This window comes from Vibrio sp. 10N.286.49.C3, from assembly GCF_041469545.1.
Taxonomy (GTDB): domain Bacteria; phylum Pseudomonadota; class Gammaproteobacteria; order Enterobacterales; family Vibrionaceae; genus Vibrio; species Vibrio tasmaniensis_A.
Genome location: NZ_JBFRKT010000015.1, coordinates 15,409 through 38,020, shown reverse-complemented (window position 1 = coordinate 38,020; position 22,612 = coordinate 15,409). Strand labels below are relative to the sequence as shown.

General features: G+C 43.1%; 21 protein-coding genes and 1 pseudogene. 12 read left to right on the top strand and 10 right to left on the bottom strand.

Features of this window, described 5'->3' with window-relative positions:
* The first annotated feature begins 140 nt into the window (after positions 1-140).
* Together AB4180_RS07985 and AB4180_RS07980 are read left to right on the top strand one after the other, a co-directional pair.
* Positions 141-1,745, top strand: a complete 1,605-nt coding sequence (locus tag AB4180_RS07985) for a mechanosensitive ion channel family protein (RefSeq protein WP_017096657.1) — start codon at positions 141-143, stop codon at positions 1,743-1,745.
* A 376-nt stretch (positions 1,746-2,121) separates the two neighbouring features.
* The gene (locus AB4180_RS07980; protein WP_102250252.1) at positions 2,122-2,955 is read left to right on the top strand and encodes a regulatory protein RecX; all 834 of its coding nucleotides are present in this window, start codon (positions 2,122-2,124) and stop codon (positions 2,953-2,955) included.
* A 111-nt stretch (positions 2,956-3,066) separates the two neighbouring features.
* On the opposite strand, the gene AB4180_RS07975 is transcribed toward AB4180_RS07980, so the two are convergent.
* Positions 3,067-3,861, bottom strand: a complete 795-nt coding sequence (locus AB4180_RS07975; RefSeq protein WP_102250253.1) for a response regulator transcription factor — start codon at positions 3,859-3,861, stop codon at positions 3,067-3,069.
* A gap of 318 nt (positions 3,862-4,179) precedes the next feature.
* Between AB4180_RS07975 and AB4180_RS07970 the strand changes: the two are divergent.
* From AB4180_RS07970 to AB4180_RS07960, 3 genes and pseudogenes are all read left to right on the top strand, one after another.
* A pseudogene (locus AB4180_RS07970) lies at positions 4,180-4,269 on the top strand (DUF3187 family protein); the annotation flags it as partial.
* 155 nt (positions 4,270-4,424) lie between these two features.
* Positions 4,425-5,465, top strand: a complete 1,041-nt coding sequence (locus AB4180_RS07965) for a porin (protein ID WP_102250254.1) — start codon at positions 4,425-4,427, stop codon at positions 5,463-5,465.
* A gap of 196 nt (positions 5,466-5,661) precedes the next feature.
* Positions 5,662-5,973, top strand: a complete 312-nt coding sequence (locus tag AB4180_RS07960; protein WP_029222827.1) for a hypothetical protein — start codon at positions 5,662-5,664, stop codon at positions 5,971-5,973.
* 94 nt (positions 5,974-6,067) lie between these two features.
* Here the strand turns inward: AB4180_RS07960 and AB4180_RS07955 are convergent, their stop codons facing one another.
* The gene (locus AB4180_RS07955) at positions 6,068-7,915 is read right to left on the bottom strand and encodes a M3 family metallopeptidase (RefSeq protein WP_102250255.1); all 1,848 of its coding nucleotides are present in this window, start codon (positions 7,913-7,915) and stop codon (positions 6,068-6,070) included.
* Positions 7,916-8,136: 221 nt separating this feature from the next.
* Here AB4180_RS07955 and AB4180_RS07950 point away from each other — a divergent pair, with 221 nt between their 5' ends.
* The 3 genes from AB4180_RS07950 to dbpA all read left to right on the top strand — a co-directional run bounded on the left by AB4180_RS07950 (position 8,137) and on the right by dbpA (position 11,384).
* Positions 8,137-8,730: a hypothetical protein gene (locus AB4180_RS07950; protein ID WP_102250256.1), complete on the top strand. Its 594-nt coding sequence runs from the start codon at positions 8,137-8,139 to the stop codon at positions 8,728-8,730.
* A 217-nt stretch (positions 8,731-8,947) separates the two neighbouring features.
* Complete coding sequence (locus AB4180_RS07945; protein ID WP_009844769.1) at positions 8,948-9,856, top strand: aldo/keto reductase family oxidoreductase; 909 nt, start codon at positions 8,948-8,950, stop codon at positions 9,854-9,856.
* Positions 9,857-10,004: 148 nt separating this feature from the next.
* A complete protein-coding gene (dbpA, locus tag AB4180_RS07940; RefSeq protein ID WP_009844770.1) occupies positions 10,005-11,384 on the top strand; it encodes an ATP-dependent RNA helicase DbpA in 1,380 nt (459 codons plus the stop codon).
* Between the two features lie 140 nt (positions 11,385-11,524).
* Here dbpA and AB4180_RS07935 read toward each other — a convergent pair whose 3' ends face one another.
* Positions 11,525-11,698, bottom strand: coding sequence for a hypothetical protein (locus AB4180_RS07935; RefSeq protein ID WP_009844771.1), 174 nt, complete (start codon positions 11,696-11,698; stop codon positions 11,525-11,527).
* Between the two features lie 261 nt (positions 11,699-11,959).
* Between AB4180_RS07935 and AB4180_RS07930 the strand changes: the two genes are divergently transcribed.
* Complete coding sequence (locus tag AB4180_RS07930; protein WP_102250257.1) at positions 11,960-12,796, top strand: DUF6279 family lipoprotein; 837 nt, start codon at positions 11,960-11,962, stop codon at positions 12,794-12,796.
* Positions 12,797-12,878: 82 nt separating this feature from the next.
* Here AB4180_RS07930 and AB4180_RS07925 read toward each other — a convergent pair whose 3' ends face one another.
* From AB4180_RS07925 to AB4180_RS07915, 3 genes are all read right to left on the bottom strand, one after another.
* The gene (locus tag AB4180_RS07925) at positions 12,879-13,502 is read right to left on the bottom strand and encodes a PolC-type DNA polymerase III (RefSeq protein WP_017098680.1); all 624 of its coding nucleotides are present in this window, start codon (positions 13,500-13,502) and stop codon (positions 12,879-12,881) included.
* Positions 13,503-13,589: 87 nt separating this feature from the next.
* On the bottom strand, positions 13,590-13,994 hold the full coding sequence (locus AB4180_RS07920; RefSeq protein ID WP_009844774.1) for a PPC domain-containing DNA-binding protein: 405 nt from the start codon (positions 13,992-13,994) through the stop codon (positions 13,590-13,592).
* Positions 13,995-14,103: 109 nt separating this feature from the next.
* Positions 14,104-15,303: a DEAD/DEAH box helicase gene (locus tag AB4180_RS07915; protein ID WP_009844775.1), complete on the bottom strand. Its 1,200-nt coding sequence runs from the start codon at positions 15,301-15,303 to the stop codon at positions 14,104-14,106.
* Positions 15,304-15,470: 167 nt separating this feature from the next.
* Here AB4180_RS07915 and bluB point away from each other — a divergent pair, with 167 nt between their 5' ends.
* On the top strand, positions 15,471-16,139 hold the full coding sequence (gene bluB / locus AB4180_RS07910; RefSeq protein WP_017102459.1) for a 5,6-dimethylbenzimidazole synthase: 669 nt from the start codon (positions 15,471-15,473) through the stop codon (positions 16,137-16,139).
* Positions 16,140-16,220: 81 nt separating this feature from the next.
* Here bluB and AB4180_RS07905 read toward each other — a convergent pair whose 3' ends face one another.
* Positions 16,221-17,852: an NAD(P)/FAD-dependent oxidoreductase gene (locus AB4180_RS07905; RefSeq protein ID WP_102250258.1), complete on the bottom strand. Its 1,632-nt coding sequence runs from the start codon at positions 17,850-17,852 to the stop codon at positions 16,221-16,223.
* Positions 17,853-18,106: 254 nt separating this feature from the next.
* Here AB4180_RS07905 and fdxA point away from each other — a divergent pair, with 254 nt between their 5' ends.
* The gene (gene fdxA / locus AB4180_RS07900; RefSeq protein WP_050650887.1) at positions 18,107-18,430 is read left to right on the top strand and encodes a ferredoxin FdxA; all 324 of its coding nucleotides are present in this window, start codon (positions 18,107-18,109) and stop codon (positions 18,428-18,430) included.
* A 97-nt stretch (positions 18,431-18,527) separates the two neighbouring features.
* Here the strand turns inward: fdxA and AB4180_RS07895 are convergent, their stop codons facing one another.
* The 3 genes from AB4180_RS07895 to AB4180_RS07885 all read right to left on the bottom strand — a co-directional run bounded on the left by AB4180_RS07895 (position 18,528) and on the right by AB4180_RS07885 (position 20,963).
* Positions 18,528-19,262, bottom strand: a complete 735-nt coding sequence (locus AB4180_RS07895; RefSeq protein ID WP_102250259.1) for an RNA methyltransferase — start codon at positions 19,260-19,262, stop codon at positions 18,528-18,530.
* Between the two features lie 153 nt (positions 19,263-19,415).
* On the bottom strand, positions 19,416-20,468 hold the full coding sequence (locus AB4180_RS07890) for an aldo/keto reductase (RefSeq protein WP_102250260.1): 1,053 nt from the start codon (positions 20,466-20,468) through the stop codon (positions 19,416-19,418).
* A gap of 348 nt (positions 20,469-20,816) precedes the next feature.
* Positions 20,817-20,963: a hypothetical protein gene (locus tag AB4180_RS07885; RefSeq protein WP_009844784.1), complete on the bottom strand. Its 147-nt coding sequence runs from the start codon at positions 20,961-20,963 to the stop codon at positions 20,817-20,819.
* A gap of 349 nt (positions 20,964-21,312) precedes the next feature.
* Between AB4180_RS07885 and pepT the strand changes: the two genes are divergently transcribed.
* On the top strand, positions 21,313-22,545 hold the full coding sequence (gene pepT, locus AB4180_RS07880; protein ID WP_017099788.1) for a peptidase T: 1,233 nt from the start codon (positions 21,313-21,315) through the stop codon (positions 22,543-22,545).
* Positions 22,546-22,612: the final 67 nt, after the last annotated feature.

The following is a 22,612-nucleotide window of genomic DNA, read 5'->3' as shown; positions in this document are numbered from 1 at the left end:
AGAGGGGATTGGAACTCTCAAATATTAGATACAGGCTGATAATTTGCAAAGTTTTAACACAACATACGTTTAAATGCTTGTTATCCATCTTCTTTTTACTACTATTTATAGGGTCAATTTAGACAATAATAGGAATTAGTATGATGAAGGTTTGGCGTTGTCTATTGTTAATGTTGGCGTTTGTCGCATTTGGAAGTTTTGCGCAAAGCGTCGATAAAATAGCAGAAGTACAAGACCAGCTAATGCTGGACCTCGCTACATTAGAAACAGCGCACGATGCTGAAAAGCCGTTTCTAGAAGACATATTGCGAAGAAAGAACCAAGCACTACGCAAAGAGATATCCTCCCAATTATCATCTGATAAGAAGCAAGGCTTAGACGCTGTTCTTGCCCAGCAAGTAGAGCTTTTACAGCATTTACTGTCATTGAACGAAGTTAAAATTGTCTCTATGAGCAAAGACAACCGTTCGGCTGAAGGGGATGCAAAAAAGCGTCTTGAATTGTTGATTCAAAAACGTATCGGAATGATGGATGACTACTATCAGCAACTTTCTAAGACCTTAAGTTGGTCAAAAGATCGAGGCGTTGATGTATCGGCTGCGGAAAGTCAGTTAAAAACCGCACTAGTTTCTCGTTCGCAATATCTGACAAATGCGATTCTCTACACAGACACGCAGCGTCAAGATTTAGAGCGCCGTTTGTCTTTTGTGAGTGAAGAAGAAAAGGCGACGATAAAAACTGAATTAATACGTTTCAGAGAACGAACCAGCGTTATGGTTGCCAGCTTAGAGAAAAGTATCTCCATGATGGTGCCATTTGGTGTGGATGTCACCTCGTACAAGCGTATTCTATTAGCGACCACCGGCGACATTAACGCTGATGTATTGGATGTTGATGTTGCACTGGAGTTGTTGGATGGTTGGCTTCGTTCATTCAGTTCATGGGCTTTTGAAAATACCCCTTCATTTATCGTTAAACTCGCGCTTTTCCTCGGTATTTTGTATGTAACTCGCCTTATTGCTAATGTGGCTCGTAAAACCGTTCGTAAGAGTGTTTCGCACTCTAAAATGGACTTCAGTGTATTGATGCAGGACTTCTTTGTATCAATTGCATCTAAAGCGGTCGTGTTTGTTGGTTTGCTGATCGCCCTGTCTCAAATAGGGATTGAGCTAGCACCACTATTAACGGGTTTCGGTGTTGCGGGTGTCATCATTGGTTTTGCATTGCAAGATACGCTGTCTAACTTTGCATCGGGCTTGATGATCTTGATCTACCGTCCGTACGATGTTGGCGACATGGTCAAAGTCGCTGGTGTTCAAGGCACTGTAAAAGACATGAGCTTAGTATCGACAACCGTTCAAACCATCGATAACCAACGCTTGGTGATCCCAAACAACAAGATCTGGGGTGACGTGATCAACAACATCACAGCAGAGCGTGTGAGACGTGTTGATATGGTTTTTGGTATCGGTTACTCAGATGATATCGATAAAGCAAAATCGGTATTGAACGACATCATTCTTGCTCACCCTCTAGTGTTGAAAAAACCAGAGCATATGATCAAGCTTCACACCTTGAATACGTCTTCAGTTGATTTTGTTGTAAGACCTTGGGTTAAGACAGATGACTACTGGGAAGTGTATTGGGATGTGACGGAAACCGTGAAGAAACGCTTCGATGAAGAAGGCATCACGATTCCATTCCCTCAACGAGATGTACATGTTTACAATCACGAAGAGAACTAATCCGGAAAAAGGCTAGTACGAGAATAGCTAATACGGAGAGAACTAAGTACGGCTTAAGGTCGATCTCTTCTTAATGTGATATCAAATGGACGCTGAATAAGCGTCCATTTTTATTGGCTGCCAGTTTATACCAATCACAGTAAGTAAGTGATCAGAAATAGCGCAGGAAAAAGGCTTGAGAACAAGGCAGAAATTTTTGATAAGTAGTTATTCTACAATCAAAAGTTCTAACGCCGTTATCGAGCGTTTTAACCAGCTAGGGTGAACAGTTATTTACTACGATTGGTATTATATTGAGCTTCACTCTTTTAGGTAATTCAACCACCTTAGAATTAAGTTATGATGGGGTAGGCTTAGTTTGGACAGTTGAAATCGAATGGATGATTCACAGCAAAAAACGAATGGTAGAAATACAACGGTAAGAAAAGCGACGCGAATCGAAAGCGTCATGAACTCTGCGATGTGGCATTTAACTCAGAGAGATATGACAGAAAGTGAGTTGGTAGCGAAGCTCAAAGTGAAAACCGACAATCAAGAATGGATCGATGAAACGTTGAATACTTTGAAGGGCTTTGGGTATCTCAAGTCTGACCAAGTGTTTGCTGAACAATTCGTAGAACAAGCGTTCTCAGGTGAATTTGGTTCTCGGTATATTGTTGAAAAATTGAAAAAGAAAGGCCTGATGGATTCAGTGATTTCTGATGCTATCCATAAGGTGTCTTTCGAAAAGTCTATTGATGAACAAACTATCTTGATAGACAGAATCAACCATTACTACACAAGCTTTACCATGAGCCGTGAAAAATTGGTTGCGACGCTGCAAAAGCGTGGCTTTAGCTATCAGCAAGTTAAGGTAGCGATTGACCAGCACCCACAAGCGCATGAACTGAAGAGTAATATTCAAATTAAGTCAGAGAAAGCCGATTTGGAAAAAGAAGTGCTTAAGTATGCTCGTAAAGGCAAAGGCTTGACTGCTATTCAGCAAGAGCTTAGACAGCGACAAATAGACACGAGCGAACTGTCATCGTTAGTCGATCGGTTAATTAACGAAGAGCAACTGGATTTTTACTCTTCGTGTTTAGAACAACTACAAAAGAAATCTTATGACCTCAACGATCACAAAGAGCGCTCAAAGGCTTACGCTATGCTAAGTCGAAAAGGCTTTTCGTCGGATGAAATTAAATTTGCTCTGAGTGAAGGTAACGAGTAGCCAGTGTCCTTAAACTCAAGAAATATAGAACTTTCAGAAATACAGAACCTTCAGATATAAAGAGCTGAAGGTCATCGAACACAGAATGATCTACAGGGTCAATAGATTGCTTTAACGCGTTGTGTGCAGGTTTTCTGTAATACCTAACCCATTACGCAACGCGAACTGAAGAAGGTCATTGTGGTTGTTCAAATCGAGTAATCCAAGCATTCTGTACTTATGCGATTCTATAGTTCGAGAGCTTAGATGGAGCTGTTCCGCACACTCTTTTGCACTTAGGCCTTGAGCAATAAGGGCCAACACTTTGGTCTGCTTCTTGGTGAGTAAGAGTAATTTGTCACTGTCATCTTCTAGCCGATTCTCATTTTGCTTTAATGTTCTGGCTAGCGTTGAGTGCTGCCAATAACAGAGCCAAAGCTCACAGACTAATTTTAAGCGCTGGATGTCTTCGAGAGCGAAAGTGGTATCGTTGTCGTGAAAGTTAGTAAAAGACAGTGCTCCCCAGCGTTGGTTAAAGAGTTGCAAAGGAATGATGCAGTGCCATCGGCCCCCTTCTTTGTATAACTGCTTTAATACGTAATTCTGAGTGTTCTCAAGGTCGTCTTTCGAAAACGCGAGATAAGTTTTTTTGGTCTTTAGCAGCTTTAGATAATCAAGATAGTTGCCACCAATGAGATTCTGTTTATTGACCGGGGGTATGTTCGCTTTCGATACTGAACAAGTCTTTCCGTCTTCCAGTAAGACCATTGAGTTAGGGTAGAGTGTTAAACGATCCATCCCAAACCAATCGAGTACGTCAAAGCTCGCTTCTGACCAAGTAGCTTGAAAACACTGAGGATCGCTATTGATGAGAGTCGTCGATTGCTTCATCAACAATTGTTCAAAATTTAGGTTAGTAGCCGACATACCTTTCCTCTATCAATATATTCATCAGGTTAATATACCGAAGACTATGCGTTCGTAAAGCACAGTGCAAGATAAGATGTTTACATTTTCGAGAGGTTCTAATTTTCGTTTTTTTATAACTCTTTAATCTAAATGTTAGGATGATAAGCGGTAGATCTACTGCATTAATTGAACGGTGTTTTTTAATAAAATCGGGCATTTATACAACCGAGTAAACACTGTGATACGTTTTAGAGCCTTACTAATCATTTCAGTATCGATGCTGCTCTTTTGTCACCCGATGGTTAGCGCGGATGCATCGCCAATGTTTGTGTATTCGCAGTCGAAGCGCTGATGACAGAGAATATTCGCAATATGGATAACAGCACTGATATTGGGTTTACGATTGGGTTGCGCTTCTCAATATAAAAGTAATATCAACATATCATTATGTAATTAAATTCATCGCAACGATAAAATTCCAGTAGTTTTACGGTATATCCACAACACAAATTTTTGAACAATAGCGCTACTCCAAAAGGCCGGACTAACAAGGCCGAATCAATATATAGGTAGTGGTTATTATGAAAAAGACATTAGTAGCACTTGCGATTGCAAGCATTTCAAGTTCAGCTTTCGCGGTAAATACAAGCAGCAAAAACAGCCAGAATGAAGACATGTTCGCATTTGATTCAATGCATAAAGATCAATTTTCAGTATCTGGTGCTATGGGTGTTGGCGGTTACTACGATACTGGTTCTAAAGCATTCTACGATGACTGGGCTACAGGCCTAACACTTGCAGTAAACTACCGTAACAACCGTATTGTTGGTTACTTCGAAACAGACTTGATGGTGAACTACACAACAGACAATAACGTTTCAGCGAATGATTCCGTTAACTACAAGTGGACAAATGGCATCGATACTGGCCCTGCTGCTGATGTAGACAAAGCTTGGCTTGGTTTTGACACTGGTTTCGGTATCGCTTCATTCGGTTGGGAAAATGATACAGCACTAGATAAAGTTGACGGTGCTGGTGATAACACTTACGAGTTTGGCGCTTCTGCTGGTGATGCTTCTGACGGCTTCAATGTTGTTAAGTTCCAGGGTGCAACAAGCGGTATCGCTTACGGTATCTCTTACTTCGAAACGAAAGATTCTCGTAACAATGATAAGTTCGACAAAGGTGTGAACGGCTACATCGGTCTAGAGCAAGAATTATTCAACCTATACGCAGGTTACGAAAACCGTGATTACGAAGCTAATTACGAAGTTTACACGGTAACTGGTAACGTAAAAATTGGTGACCTAACACTAGGTATGAACTCTTGGATTGATGACGCAGATTCTGAGAAAGACACGGGTTACTACGTTTCAGGTGGTTACGCGGTTTCTGAAGACCTAACAATTGCAGCTGGTTACGCCTCTAACAGCAATGAACTTGATGGCCAAGCGGACGTAGATGCTTCTTACATCAACATCGCGGTAATGTACCGTATTGCAGACAACGCTGACATGGGTATTGATATCAAACAAGATATTGATGGTGCACGCATGGGTTCAACTAGCGCACAGTACGACGAAGAAACACACGTATTCGCAGCAGCTTACTACTACTTCTAAGCTCTTAATAGCTTAATAGCTTAATAGCTTAATAGCTTAATAGCTTTGAGAGCTTAAGAACTTTAAATCTGATTGCTATGGTGTGTCGCATGCCCGGTCGTTACACCATGTTCTCTTCGTTTTGCCGTTTAAGTATCCAACCGATATGTGGTTTGGCACTCAGTGTTATGAGTGGAATGATAATCTGGAGAATGTAATGGTTAAGAGCATTACTGCCAAGGGTGTTATTTACGGAAATGACACTCTGTTTACATGTAAACCGAATCGAAATGGATTATTTGAATTGGCGCGTAAACATGGAAGAGTTGCAGGTACTCGCCCGCAAGATCTCAAGAACAAGGTTTATGCTGAATCTCTTGATGAAGCTTGGAATTTACTCAAAACAGAAAAGTTTTATATTGTTTTGACAGGGCAGATATGTGGTATTCATAGGAAATCACTAAGAAGCCTTGATTCTGTCGACATTATTTTTGATGTTCAATCTCGTTTAAATTGTGTCACTGTGTAGGGCCGATGCTGTAAATAAAAAGGACGATTAAATATCGTCCTTTTTTTCGTTTGAGTTTTTTGGTTCAACCTTGATTACAGATGCTCAGCACCCTCTATCGGCCGTATTGCCCAACGATAAAGTGTTCAAACTCGTCACACATCTGATGGTTTGACTTATCATTATTCGCCAACTCGGTTGTCCCATCAACGATTGATATCTTCGCATTCAAATCGGCGACTGGTGCTCGCTCTCTTGTCGACAGCTGTTTGATTTTTTGATCTTCAATAGCCCAAGCTTCTTCTGGCGATAAGTTGCATTCGTCAGCGAGGTACTTGGCATTAAAACCTTCCCCAGTCAGGCTTTCGATTGTCCCATTATGATTCACACTATTGCCTTGGTGCCAATAGTGCTTAGCTAACAAAGGGCCGATCTCTGGGTTATCCGTTAAGTAGCCAAACTTATCGGTGAAATAAGCACGTGTTTGATACACCGCCATGTGTGCCAATAGGTAGCCCTGGTAAGCGCATGAGGCTTCATCCGACAGTAGATGTGGAATCGCCATCAATGGGCGAGGGCTACAAGCCAATCCCAGAATCGTTTTCTCGCTGCTACGAGCAAGATCAGTGATTTTTTCAGGAGTGAGGTCTTCATCTGCCAACTCGTACAGGGCTCGTTCGAAGTATGGAACGACAAGAATACTGCGTTCTTGGTAAGCTCTGAACGGTTGTTTATTATCGATGATGGCTTTGATGAGTTCGTCTGGTACTGCTTGGCCTTCTGCATTCAGGGCATATTGTTTTAGCCAATCGGCGTCATTCAATAAGCTGTCACAGAACATGGATTGAGTTTCGGCATAAGCCATCGATGTTGGTGCAAATTCTTGAGAGAAACAAGGCGCGTTCATTTTAACATTAGCGAAATGCGCAGCGTGGCCGCCCTCGTGAAATAGTGTGTTGATACCATCATAGCCGCTGCCGATTTGGTCGGGCTTGGCGTTGCTCGTGAAGTTAACTTGAGCCGATACCCATTTGTCTTGATCGTAGAAAGAAGGTATTGGCCCATGACAGAAACCGTTTGGATACTTTCCTTTACGATCAAGTAAATCTAATTTCAATGTTGCTTGTGAGTATTCGATATTAAGACGACCAAAAGACTCAACCCAGCGTCTCAGTGATTTTGAAAAGGGTACATAAGGGTCGAGATCATTCATAACGTCACCAGCAAAAGAGTAGGTGAAATTATGGGCTTCTAGAGCACTCTGACCTTTTTTCTGAGTTAAGCTCTCTAGGCTTTGTTGATGGTTATCTCGCGTGCGAACTTCAAAGTCATCCAGAATTGTAAACAGTTGCTCAGTTGTCATCTGCTCGGTTTTAACGACGGAATAATCAAAGAAGGTTTTAAACCCCAGTGATTGAGCAAATTGGTTACGTTTTTTGATCAGTTCTATGAAGCCGTTAGCCAGCAGCCACTGCTCTAAACCTAATAGTGTTTGGTGAGCTGAAAGCCTAACTTTTTCATTACTATTGGTTCTTATTGTTGAACCTAGAACCGGTAATGACCCTTCTGTGTGTTCGCCCGCTTCATTCACGTAAGTCATTACATGATTCTGTTTTTTCTCAAACAGTTCAGCCTCAAAATTTATGAGTTCGGCTTTAAGCTTCTGTGACTGCTCAGACTCAATAGCGTGAGATCTAAAGGTCGCTAACCAACCATTCAAGCCTGTTAGCGTGCTCTCTTTTTCTTGAGGGTCTTGAATTTCTTCGATAGTAGCTAGCTGCGTTTCGATAGCAGCAATTTGCTCGGCAGAGCTAAGAAATTCAGTCCATTGGGTCTGCGCGAGTGTCGAGCCATCATGGTCGTCACTGATCCCCATATAAGTATCCCAAAAGAAGTCTTCTTTCGCTTTATGAGTCGCAAGATACTTTTGGTTCAATTGGTTGAGATAGTTCGTTGCAGTCATGGACGTTCCTTGTAAATTATTCATTAATTTCAACATTATGACACATTCATGGGGTGTATTGTGTGACGACAGATATAACAGAGTGCAACTCTTCTTAGTATCAAGTTTGTTAATCTTATCGTTGAGCAATATTTTTAGTTTTATAGATGTAAATCGAGCAGTTGTTTGTTGATTGGTCACGTATAATGCACGCTCCATACCGCGTGAAATAAGCACAAATAATGAGAACTCTTCCTAGCTTAATCCTACCTTTGTTATTGACTCTGAATACCCTTTCATTTTCTGCGCAGGCGAGTGAAAGCTGGTGGTTACGGACGGTATTCAATAGCAACCCAACTCAACCGAGTTCTCAAAACTATATTAACGATATCGATCTTATGGATTGTGGCGAAGTTGAAGGCACTCTGTTGTGCAGTGACTTAACCCAATATTACGATTTGGATGTTTATGTTGAACTGGAGTTGGGTGACTCAAGCGTCGAAGTGGTTCGCCTTAATCTGCCATATTCGAACCTAAGTTACACAAAGCTTCAGGCATATCTTCGTCAAGATGGCTTTGCTCTCAGTTCAATTCGCATTGGAGAGGATGATTTTGATGTCGTCGCTCAACTCGAACAAGCGAAACGTGAGGGAGTTGGTTACGACAAGGTAGATAAACAACTCGTAGAATTCATCAACTCACCACATCATTCCTCTGAGCAAATGAGTGTATGGAATGTGCCTAGCTCTTCCTCATCTTCTTCTCGTTCTTCAGCCCCTTGGATTCAGTTACATAGTGATGGTGACAACTTAACGGTTGAACTAAATCGCTTTTAATTGCTCAAATTTATAGATGGTTTCGTCATTCATCAGAGTAAACAAGCCTTTCAGGAGAACGGCTCACGGGCAGACAGCAAGTTATAATTCATTTAAGTGTTCGTTTTTCTGTGGCTCTCACATTTTTAGTAAGCGTTTACCTTTGCCATTTGTTATACGTTGAGCCTTCGGTAAAACGAGCTTAGGATACGTTCAGTATTGATAAAGGAGACAACCCATGGTTGCAAAAGTAACGGTAGCGCCACAAGGCCCAGAACTTTCTGAGCTGGTGCAAGGATACTGGCGTACAGCTGAGTGGGGTATGACCCCGCAACAACGTCTGACTTTCCTAAAGCAACACATTGATCTTGGCATCACAACGGTTGATCACGCGGACATTTACGGTAACTACCAATGTGAAAAGTTGTTTGGTGAAGCATTAGCGCTTGAGCCGAGCCTTCGAGATGATATTCAAATCGTCACCAAGTGCGACATCAACTTGTGTGGTGACCACACTCCAGATCGCAAGATCAATCACTATGACACCAGCGCGCACCATATTTACCAATCAGTAAATAACTCTCTAGAGCGTTTGGGTGTAACCGAACTTGATGTATTACTGATTCATCGCCCTGACGTATTGATGGACGCGGATGAAGTGGCAGAAGCGTTCGCTGAACTTCATAAAGTAGGCAAAGTTAAGCACTTCGGTGTCTCTAACTTTTCACCGCGTCAGTTCGACTTACTGCAATCTCGACTAGGTAAGCCACTAGTGACTAACCAAGTTGAAATCAACCCATTGAACTTCGAAGTAGCTCATGATGGCACGCTAGATCAACTGCAGATGAACCGTATTCGTCCAATGGCGTGGTCTTGTCTCGGTGGTGGTAGCATCTTTAGTGGCGATTCAGCACAAGCGATTCGTGTTCGTAATGAACTAGAAGCCATTCGCCAAGAAGTGGGTGCAGATAGTATTGACCAAGTAATTTACGCTTGGGTTCGTCGATTACCGTCTAAACCGATTACTATTATTGGTTCAGGTAAGATTGAGCGAGTGAAAACGGCCGTTGATTCACTGAAAATCGAACTGACTCGTGAGCAATGGTATCGCGTTTGGGTTGCCTCTAAAGGTCACGGTGTGCCATAAGAAGTAATTCGAAAATGACGATAAGCCAGCCAACAAAGCTGGCTTTTTTGTGTTCGCCTAACCTATTTCTTCAAAACTGTGATTAAGGTGGAATAATTTTCAAAAACACTCATAATGCACTCTGTTTTTCACCAGTTGGATATTTCCATTGAGCACTTCAAAATTCTCTTCAATCGCCCTTAAGCCAGAGCTTCTAAATACGTTAGATTCTCTTGGTTATACTGAAATGACGCCTATTCAAGCGTTAAGTCTTCCTACTATTCTGGATGGCAAGGATGTTATCGGTCAGGGTAAAACGGGTTCAGGTAAAACAGCTGCTTTTGGTTTAGGCGTGCTGCAAAACCTACGCGTTAAGCGTTTCCGTGTTCAGTCTTTAGTGTTATGTCCGACTCGTGAGCTAGCAGACCAAGTAGCAAAAGAGATCCGTACTCTTGCTCGTGGTATTCACAATATTAAAGTGCTGACACTATGTGGCGGTATGCCAATGGGCCCACAAATTGGTTCATTAGAGCATGGCGCACACATTCTGGTGGGCACTCCTGGTCGTATCCTGGACCACCTAGAGAGAGACCGTATTGACCTGTCTGAGTTGAACACACTTGTGTTAGATGAAGCCGACCGCATGCTGGAAATGGGTTTCCAAGATGCACTAGATGCTGTTATTGAAGCAGCACCAAAAGATCGTCAAACGTTATTGTTCAGTGCAACTTTCCCTAAACAGATTAAATCTGTTGCAGACCGCATCATGAATAACCCTGAAATGGTGAAGGTTGAATCAACGCATGATCACTCAAGCATCCAGCAACACTTTTATAAGGTTGAAGGTACTGAAGCTCGTGATGACGCACTAGAGCTAATGCTTCTTCATCATCAACCAGAGTCAGCGGTTGTGTTCTGTAATACTAAGAAAGAAGTACAGAACGTAAACGACGAGCTAAGCCACCGTGGCTTCAGTGTTATTGAGCTTCATGGCGACATGGAACAGCGTGAACGTGACCAAGCTTTGGTTCAGTTCTCAAATAAAACCATCTCTATCTTGGTCGCAACAGATGTTGCTGCTCGTGGTCTTGATGTTGATAACCTAGATGCTGTGTTCAACTTTGAGTTGTCTCGCGATCCTGAAGTTCACGTACACCGCATCGGTCGTACTGGTCGTGCAGGAAGCAAAGGTGTCGCAATTAGCTTCTTTAGCGAAAAAGAGATGCACCGTGTTGCTCAAATTGATGAGTACATGGATATGCCAATCGAACCGTCTCAGTTGCCAGCTAAACCAATTGCCAAGCCGTACTACTCAAACATGGTAACTATCCAGATTGACGGTGGTAAGAAAGCGAAACTTCGCGCAGGTGATATCCTTGGTGCGTTGACAGGCCAAGGCGGTATTGATGGTAAGTCAGTAGGCAAGATCAACTTGTTCGCGATGCGCGCTTACGTTGCTGTAGAAAGATCAATGGCTAAGAAAGCATTAGGAAAAATCGAATCAGGTAAGATGAAGGGTCGTCAATTCCGCGCCCGAATTCTGAAATAATTCGAGACTGAATCCCTTTGCTGCGATATGTCTAATTAACGAGATTGTTACTTAATGACATTGCAGTAAAGGGTGTTCCACAAAATGCCACTCAAGTTTACTCTCTTAGGTTTATCGACCTAGTTCTCTATACCAAAGCATTATTCATCGGGTCTTATCGAATAAAGATCGTTGATATGTTTTCCCTCGCTAAGATACCAAGTCATCGCTTCCTTTCGATTGTGAACCAATATCGTGATTGTGGTTATTGAACCATCGTCAAAATAACAAAGCTCATATTCTAAATCGCTTGGATGATCAGGAATAGCGGCCATAGCTCCCCTCCCAAATATCAATCATTTGAAATACGCCAACCCAACTCATTTATAGGGTTCGTATTGCGTCAAATGAGCAATAAAAATCAAGTTACATCACTGCCATTAATTATTTTTAGTTTAATCATTTGCCGAAATAGTTAGATTAGCAAGTCTGAGTCTCAATTTATCCGAAAGTTTTTACGAGAACCCGATTTTGTAGCTAATGTTATAAGATCGTCTTGAGGTTCGTTGTTGAGTAAAATGTTGTGAGAGGGTGTAATGAGAAAGTGTCGTTGGTTAGTCTTATTAAGCTGTTTTCTATTCTCTGGCTGCGGGACTAAATTTGCCTATAACAATATAAGCTGGTTTGTCGTTAGCTATATTGAAGACTTTGTAACTCTTTCCAATAGTCAGGAATCAGAGCTCGAAGAGCGCCTCGATTTATTACAGCAATGGCATAAAGAAACTCAACTGCCGTTATATGTTTCGCAATTAGAAGTGATCCAAAACACAGATCGTTCTGATATGAGTTCTGCTTTTATCACTGAACAAAGTGACCAAATTAAAGACCATATTCGCTCAATCGCTAATAAGTTCTCTCCTGATATTTATGCATTAAGTATGCAGCTTACCCCTGAGCAAGATAAGGAATTCTTAAAGAACTTTAGAGAAAAGCAACACGAGTATTACGAAGAAAGATTATCATTGAATGATGAAGATTCGAGAGAGCGATATCGGAGTCGAATAGAAGATAGGCTAGAGCGATGGTTAGGGACGGTATCGAAAGAGCAAAAAAAGATTATTCTTGCTTGGTCCCAAAAGTGGGTAAATACCAACGATAACTGGCGCCAATATCAAAATAATACCTACCAAGATTTATCGACACTGATAGAAAAGAAAAGCGACTTAGATATAGCTCAGCCGATTATTATGAACCTGCTTCTGAACAATGAAGCTTATTACCCTGAAGGACTTGAGCCTGAGCTTAACAAGAACATGCAGACATCAGCCAATTTTTTAGTCGATATCGTAGAAAGCAGTACTAATAAGCAGTGGGCTTATTTCATGAGTGAATTAGCAAGCCTTAAAGGAACATTTGAATCACTGCAGGAGTAGAGTCTTCTTTCGTTCTAAAGGCTAGTAGTTATCCATGCGACTAGCCTGTCAATCAAACTTGAAGGGGAGAGAGTTTAGATATTTAATTTCTGTTGCTCATCAGCAGCTTTGGAATAGAGCCTTTAGCGGTCTTAGATATTTTCTGCATCAGTTGAAAACTCGGCTGTTGAATGCCGTGGTCACTTTGAAGCTCATCAATCATCAATAACCACAACCGTGCTGTCATTTCTGAATCGGCTAACGCTCTGTGGAAAGTACCGTCGTTGTCAATATTCTTAAAACGCACAAGGTCGCCTAGCTTATGAGTCGGCGCGTCTTGGATTAGGCGGCGAGCAATCAACATTGAGCAAGCGAACTTGCCTGTGTAGTCTCGGCCAATAAAGTCTAATTCCGCATCGAGAAAGCGCTTATCAAACGATGCATTGTGAGCAACAAGTTGGCTGCCTTGGATAAAGTCTGCAAACTCATCCATCACTTCACTGCAACTGGCCGCTGTGCTTAACATACGGTTACTGATTCCGGTATAGCTTTCAATGAATCCACTAACACGAAACCCTGGGTTCATGAGTTGCTGAAAGGTGTCGACGACTTCGCCGTTAACTAATTTAACCGCACCGATTTCAATCGCTCGGTCACCCATGTTTGGTGATAAGCCTGTGGTTTCGAAATCGAGAACGATAACGGAGTCTGCGGAGTTTGGAGCCATCGTGTTTCCTAATACTATTTATTTAGTTGTATCGCTTTATATGGGGCGCTGGTGTTGCTATGGGTTAATCTATTGCGTGTTGTTGTTCTATTGCGTGTTGTTACTGATAGTGAGCTCAGTGTAACCCGTTGAATCATCATGCTCTCTGTTGAAGGTCAAAGTATCGTAACGGTGCACAATCAATTCAGCGGTGGTGGCGATAATCGTTCCCTCCAACAGATGACCGCCAATCACGTCACCATTTTCATCAGCAACGGATATATGAATATGCTGGTGGTTCGGGGTTAGCGTTGCCATCACAGATACGATTTCGAATGGAGCTTTGATTAGCTTGGTGTTGTTCGCATTAGCTAAACGAATATTGAGTTGAGAAACACAACCGACGCACGACGCGATAGAACCTGCCGAGATGTTCTGTGTGGTCACTAGTTTTTGTAGCTCAAGCTTTAGATCTTGGCCTCTAGTTAATCTCGTTGCGATAGGAGTGATCATCTTATTGCCTCAACTTTATATGTATTTCAAAGAACAAAACGAAGCCACATAGGGCTTCGTTTTATTTTCATTTTGGCTAACGCGACTTTCGCATTGTCTAAACCTGACATTACTCAGGTTGCTGTAGGTCTCTTTTCTTTTTAGGCACGAAGTTCAATACAGAGATTGGCACTTCTTTGCGTGGTTCGAAACCTTCAACGACGCGACGCTCAATCAAGTGACCAAGACGTTTTTCGATAATGCACAGGTTCTTGAAGTTATCTTTCGATAGGAAAGAGATCGCTTCACCAGACGCATCAGCACGGCCTGTACGACCAATACGGTGAACATAGTCATCCGCTGGGAATGGGATGTCGTAGTTGACTACGCGGCTTAGATTATCAATATCGATACCACGAGCAGCAACACCTGTCGCAACTAGATATTTTAGACGGCCTTTTTTGAAATCAGCCAGAATCTTTTCACGAATCGCTTGGCTACGTCCACTGTGGAAAGCTTCCGCTTCGATACCACGCTTTTCAAGTTGGGCAACTAGCTTAGCCGCGCCGTGTTTGGTCTCGATAAAGATAAGCGCTTGGTCCCACTCACCGTCAGTGATCATGTGGCTTAACAGTGCAGATTTGCGGTCTTTATCTACAGTAACTAGCCATTGTTCGATGTTCGCTTTAGAAGCGTCAGTTTTGGCAATTGAAATCTCTTCTGCTTCACTGATTGCGCTTTTCGCTAGCGCACGAACTGGCGTTGATAGCGTTGCTGAGAACAATAGATTTTGAATGTTTTGTGGCAAACGCGCGATGATCTTGTTGATGTCTTCAATGAAACCCATGTCTAGCATGCGGTCTGCTTCATCAAGAACCAGAACTTCTACTTCATCAAAGTGAACGGCACGTTGTCCGTACATATCGATCAAACGACCTGGTGTTGCCACAAGAATATCGACGCCTTCAATCAAGCGGTCTTTCTGGTGTTGGTAAGATACGCCACCGTACATAGCTAATGATGTTAGGTTTAGAAACTTCGCGTACTTAGTAATGTTCTGTTCAACCTGAATCGCAAGCTCACGAGTTGGTGTCAGAATAACAGCGCGAATGCGTTTTTTACGTTGTGTTTCACCTTTACTTAGCATTTCTAAGATAGGGAGAACAAAGCTCGCAGTTTTACCTGTACCTGTTTGTGCAGCAGCAATTAGGTTCTTACCAGAAAGCACAATCGGAATTGCTTTTTCTTGAATAGAGGTTGGCTTTTCATAGCCTTGTTTTGCAACGGCTTTAACAATAGGTGAGCTTAATCCAAGCTTGGAAAATGGCATAAGTTTCTCGGTATGATTTGGCTAAATAGCGATGGATAGGTTTAACAATCTTATACAAGGATAAGATTAATGGCGGCATTCTACCATGTTGCTTGTGTACTACTAGCTACATAGACACTTTAGTTGGATAATACTGGCTCAATAAGACGACGATAAGACAGGGATGTATGGAAATTACGCCGAATGAACGCGATGCAGTATATAAAACGATTTTTTCTCGCCGAGATGTTCGTGGTCAGTTTCTTCCTGATGAGATCCCAGAAGACGTTTTGATGCGTGTGCTAACCGCAGCGCACCATGCTCCCAGTGTTGGCTTTATGCAGCCTTGGGATTTTGTCGTTGTCCGTGATATCGAAACCAAGCAACAAATCAAAGCCGGTTTTAATCAGGCTCATGCGGAATCCGCGGAAATGTTCACCGATGAAAAGCAGGCAATGTATAAGCGTCTAAAGTTGGAAGGCATCGTCGAATCACCGATCGGTGTCTGCGTGACTTGCGATCGCAACCGAACCGGAAAGGTCGTGTTAGGTAGAACCATCAAACAAGAGATGGATCTGTACAGCACCGTGTGTGCGGTTCAAAACCTATGGCTGGCAGCTAGAGCCGAAAACCTAGGCTTAGGGTGGGTGAGTATCCTGCATGACTCAACACTGCGAGACGCATTAGATATCCCAGAAAACATCGATATTGTGGCGTACCTGTGCATTGGTTACGTTGACCACTTCAAAGATAAACCCGAGCTTGAAACCATGGGCTGGTTGCCAAGAAGAGACGTCAATTCAGCGATTCATGAAGGTAAGTGGAATCCTAGGCAGTTAGAGACTGATGAAAAGTAACAGCTACGCTAGGAATACTGATATTAAGATCTAAAAAAGGGCTCATTGAGCCCTTTTTGATACTTGCTTTAAACTGAGATCTTAAGCGATCTCAATCTTCTCAGCTTGGTTCTGCTCTACCATTGACAGTGCCAGCGCTTCCGCCGCTTTAATACCATCGATACCAGCAGATAGGATACCACCCGCGTAGCCTGCGCCTTCACCAGCAGGGAAGAAGCCCTTAAGGTTGATGCTTTGGTAGTCTTTACCACGCTTGATACATACAGGAGAAGACGTACGAGTCTCAACACCGGTTAGTAGGCCATCTGGCGTAGAGAAACCTTTGATCTTCTTCTCGAACGCTGGGATTGCTTCACGAATCGCTTCGATAGCAAAATCAGGCAGCGCTTTTGAAATGTCTGTTAGGTGGATACCCGGTGTGAATGATGGTTTTACTTCACCGATTTCACTTGGATCGCGACCTTTTAGGAAGTCACCGATTTTCTGTGCAGGGGCGTCGTAGTTCTCGCCACCTAGAACATAAGCGGCACTTTCTAATTCACGTTGTAAACGGATACCTGCTAGTGCATCACCTGGGTAATCTCGCTCTGGGTCGATCCCCACAACGATAGCACTGTTTGCGTTACGTTCTGCACGAGAGTATTGGCTCATGCCGTTGGTGACTACGCGGCCTTCTTCAGAAGTCGCGGCAACCACAGTACCACCCGGACACATACAGAAGCTGTATACAGTGCGGCCATTCTTACAGTGGTGTACTAATTTGTAGTCCGCTGCACCTAAGATAGGATTACCTGCGTTTTTACCGAAGCGAGCTTCATCGATCATCGCCTGTTTGTGTTCGATACGGAAACCAACAGAAAAAGGCTTAGCTTCCATGTAAACGCCACGTTCGTGCAGCATTTCAAACGTATCACGAGCACTATGGCCAACAGCCAGTACAACGTGGCGAGATTTGATCTTTTCACCGTTAGAAAGCGTCAAGCCAGTGATTTGACCGTCTTCCATGTGAACGTCATCAACGCGAGTGCTGAATCGGATTTCGCCACCTAGCTCAATGATAGAAGCACGCATCTTCTCGATCATGGTAACCAGTTTAAAGGTACCGATGTGCGGCTTACTTACGTATAGGATTTCTTCAGGTGCACCAGCAGCTACGAATTCTTCGATTACCTTACGGCCGTAGTGCTTTGGATCTTTAACTTGGCTGTATAGCTTACCGTCAGAGAATGTACCTGCGCCACCTTCACCAAACTGTACGTTTGATTCAGTGTTCAGAGTGCGCTTACGCCAGAAACCAAAGGTATCTTTCGTACGTTCACGAACTTCTTTGCCACGCTCAACGATGATTGGATTGAAGCCCATTTGAGCAAGCACTAGGCCAGCGAACAAACCACAAGGGCCAAAACCGATAACGACAGGGCGCTCAGTTTGGTTCTCAACCGCTTTAGCCACGAATTTGTACTCCATGTCAGGAGTCACTTTTACGTGCGGGTCGCTAATGAATTGCTCTAACAACTCAGCTTCGTTTTCAACGAGAACATCAAGCGTGTAGATAAGTAAGATTTTTGATTTCTTACGAGCATCGTAGCCACGTTTAAAGATATTAAAAGAAAGTACCTGATCAGAATTAATGCCAAGCTTTGCTTCAATAGCGTCTTGAATGGCTGATTCTTCGTGGTCTAGAGGGAGTTTAATTTCGGTTAAACGTATCATTTCGATGTCTCGTCTTTATAGGTGTCTTAGCTAGACCGCTTCTAAACGCAGAGTTTGATGAAAACGCTGATGTTGAAAGAAGCGATAAGCTCACAATGGCGCGCATTTTACGAGAAATTGATTTATCTGTCATACTAATTTGGAAACATGGAGCAAATAGACACGATATTAGAGCCGTATGATGTTGAATTTTGCCTTGGGATGAGTATTATCCTCCATTCTTCAATTTTGACTAACTTATAGAGCAGAGCATCATGGCATTTGTCGTAGGCGATAACTGTATTCAATGTAAATACACAGACTGTGTGGCGGTATGCCCCGCAGATGCGTTCCATGAAGGCCCGAATTTCATGGTAATCAACCCAATCGAATGTATTGATTGTGGTTTGTGTGTACCTGAATGCGACGCTCAAGCGATCTTCCAAGAAGATGAACTGCCAGAAGATCAAAAGATCTTTATTGAAGTGAATGCCGAGCTTGCCGAAATCTGGCCGGTACAAACTGAAGTCAAAGCACCGATGGATGAAGCTGAAAAGTGGAATGGTGTCGCTGATAAGTTGGCAATGCTAGAAAAGTAATTGTTGAAAAGAACTCAAATAAAAAGGCGTACTGATTTAATCAATACGCCTTTTTTAATATCTGAGCAGTGTCGACTGGCTCGTTAGCTTATGAAATTTAGCTATGCTGACGACGCATGTTGTCGAGAATAATACCTGTCGCCATTGCTACATTCAGAGACTCTGCGCCACCGAATGCTGGAATCGTAATCTTGTCTGTCACGAATTTAGCGGCGTGTTCACGAATACCGTGAGACTCACTGCCCATCAGTAAAATACCGTTGGCAGTAAATTCCGTCTTATGAACACTTTCACCTTCTAAGAACGCTCCGTAAACAGGCAGGTTCGCTTGCTCTAAGTATTCAGGTAAGTCTGTTTGGCTTACGTGTACTCGGCCAAAGCTGCCCATGGTCGCGCTGATCGTTTTCGGGTTGTATGGGTCTGCACAATCGCTGCTCGCAACGATATGCTTAATGCCATACCAGTCTGCTACGCGAATAATCGTACCTAGGTTGCCAGGGTCTGAAACGCCATCAAGCGCAATCATCAGTCCTGTTGCTTCTGGTAGCTCAAACGTTGGGATCTCAACAACCGCAATCGCGGCATTGTTGCTTACCAAAGTGCTCGCTTTGGTGAGGTCATCCAGCGAGGCTTCAACACAATCAAACTCAATCAGTGAAGCATGATTTTCAGATAAGAAATCAGCGGTAGCAAAGACGTTCTTCACCACTAAGTCACTATTGAACAGCTCAAGAACGTTCTTTTCACCTTGAACTAGAAACAGGCCGTGGGCTTTACGTTGTTTCTTTTGGCCCAAAGCACGAAGGAGTTTTAATTGGTTTTTTGAAATCATGTTTTTATCCTAGATATAAGCCCGCGCATTATAGAGCAAAGGTTAGCGAACCAAAAGCGTGATGACTCAATGCGATCCACTTAAAAAAGAAAAGCGCACTAAATAGTGCGCTCTTATGGGATTTACTTACCTAAGTTAAGCTGTACTGACAGCCTAATACGGAGCTGGGTAGCGCTTAAATACCGTGTTGATATCAGTCAGGATCTCTTCTGATAACGGTTTACTGAAAGCGGCTACGTTCTCTTTTAGCTGCTCCATCGTAGTTGCACCGATGATGGTGGACGTCACCCCATCAACTTGATTACACCAAGCCAATGCCAGTTGGCTCGGAGTGAACCCGTGAGCATTTGCCACTTCAACATAGCCTTTAACCGCTTCATTGGCAGACTCAGTGTCGCGGAAAATGCCTTTACGCTGCATGTAAGTCCAACGGCTTCCTTCTGGTCTCGCACCATCAATGTATTTGCCACTCAGCATGCCCGCTGCTAACGGTGACCATGGTAGGTAGGCGACGTCTTCGTGCACACAGTTTTCAATCAAATAAGGCCAGTCTTTCGCGTGCAGCAGGCTAAATTCATTCTGAATAGAGACCATTCGCGGTAAATCATGCTTCTCACTGAGTTTAAGGTAAGTGTTAATACCCCAAGTGGTGTCATCAGACAAACCAACATGACGGATTTTTCCCGCTTTGATGCAGCTCGCCAGTGCTTGGAGGATCTCTAGCATCTCCGCTTCATGCTGCTTTCTGTCGATATCACTGAATCGAATATGATTCGGGAAATGTTTGCCAAAGTGAGGCGTCGTTCGGTTTGGCCAATGCAGTTGGTAAAGGTCGATATAGTCCGTTTGTAAACGCGCTAGTGAAGCGTCAACCGCTGCAATTACAACTTCCCCCGTGATTGGCCCGCCATCTCGAACCCAAGGCAATCCCGGACCTGCAATTTTGCTGGCGATGATGACTTCTTGGCGGCGCTGCGGATTGCGAGCTAACCAGTTACCTATGATTGCTTCCGTTTTACCGTAGGTGTCTGGAGACGGTGGTACTGCGTACATCTCTGCGGTATCGATAAAGTTAATACCTTGGCTTAGCGAGTATTCGATTTGTTGGTCAGCTTGTTGTTGCGTATTTTGCAGCCCCCAAGTCATGCTGCCAAGGCAGATTCGGGAAACGGGAATTTGACTACTTCCTAGTTTTGAGTATTCCATTAAATTCGGGGTTCCTGTAGTGAGGCTCGTTAGTGCTCGCAGTGTGGATATTGAAAAAGGGCGAGTGAGGAATGAAAACGAATATAAATTATTAGCACAAAATGGCAACACAGGGTATGGCTTGGGCAAGTTTAATGAGTCATTTCTCATTGCAACAAATGAGTCTGCTTGATGATTGAGAAGCAACATACAAAAGACGCGATAGATAACAAGGTGTTAATAGATCAGGCGCCTGAATGAAGCTGCATTGGGATAGGAGAAAGGTTCAGAGACAAAAGAGCTCTACATCAACGAGAAGTAGAGCTCTTTTTTAGGGGTTCTATAAACAAGTTCTGAGTATTGATTAAGTTACGAGGTCGCGTTGGTGTCAAAACCACCTTGAGATTGCGCCTGTCTTAGAGCTTCCTGCCTTTGAACTTCTTTCTCAGTTAATACTGGTTGAAGCGTTTCCTCAGAGGCTTGAGGAGAGAAAATGAAATATTTATTAATCGTCATAACTGTGTCTCCGTGTAACGTATGACAGATTCTGCATCAAGGATAAATTGTGATCATCATCCACTTTGTACTTTTTTTAGGCTGAGAGCGGAGGGCGTAGAATGCGTACAAAGCGATCGCTTATCATCCGTATGCAATGTTGAACTGACGAAACCCTCTGTTTTCAAGTATAGGAAGCGCATCTAATTTCGCACAACAATGATTTAGAGCAATTACATACATGGTCAGGGGCGTAAGATGGAAAGCCTCGCGACTGACTCTGCGTACGTATTTGTCTAAAAATACATCGCTTATCTATCTTAATAATTAGGTCAGTAAATCAATTACTTAATCCATGGTGAGATGAATTATGGAAAAGCTTGTAGAACGTTTCCTGAATTACGTTACTTTTGATACTAAATCCGATCCTTCTAATCAGCAATGCCCAAGTTCACCGGGTCAAATTACTTTTGCTGAAGCCTTAAAGTTAGAATTGGTTGCATTAGAGTTAGTTGATGTGTCTTTAGACGAAAATGGCTATTTGATGGCGAAACTGCCGTCGAATGTCGATTATCCAGTGCCTGCGATTGGCTTTGTGGCGCATATGGATACCGCTCCTGATGCTTCAGGAGCAAATGTGAAACCACAAGTGATTAAAGATTACCAAGGTGGAACGATTGAATTAGGTGAAAGTGGCGAGAGTTTGAACCCAAGCCAATACCCAGACCTTGATTCTTTACATGGTCACGACCTTATTACGACTGACGGCACAACTCTGCTTGGTGCCGATAACAAAGCGGGCATCGCTGAAATCATCAGTGCGATTGCTTACCTGAAAGCGAATCCAGACATCAAACATGGCGACATCTGCATTGGTTTCACACCGGATGAAGAGATTGGCCGCGGTGCGAACCTGTTTGACGTTGAAAAATTTGGCGCCGAGTGGGCGTACACCATCGATGGTGGGCCAGTAGGGGAGTTGGAATTTGAGAACTTTAATGCCACGAGCGCTGATGTTATCTGTCATGGCGTGAACGTTCACCCAGGTACCGCCAAAGGTAAAATGGTGAACTCAATGAACATTGCAGCGCAATTCCAACTGATGATGCCTGCACAAGAAACACCAGAGTGCACAGAAGGTTATGAAGGTTTTTACCACCTGAAGTCGGCTGAAATGGGGGTGGCTCGCTCTGAACTGGGATACATCATCCGTGATTTTGAACGTGAGGGTGTAGAAGCGCGTAAGGCATTCATGCAACAGAAAGTGGATGAGCTGAATGAGCGTCTTGAGAAAGGCCGTGTTGAGCTGGTGCTAACCGATAGCTACTTCAATATGAAAGAGATGGTTGAACCGCATCAACATATTATTGAATTAGCGAAGCAAGCGATGATTGAGTGTGATGTTGAGCCAATGATCAAGCCTATCCGAGGTGGTACAGACGGTGCTCGCTTATCTTTCATGGGGCTACCGTGTCCGAATATCTTTACCGGTGGCTACAACTTCCACGGTATTCATGAGTTCATTACCATTCAAGGCATGGAACAAGCGGTAGAAGTGATCGTGAAACTCTCTCAACGTACCGCTATTCACTATCAAAAATAGCCGTCTAAAACGCGATATCTCTTTGTATTTTTGAGAGTATTCATTAATACTCTCTTTAAGTATAAGG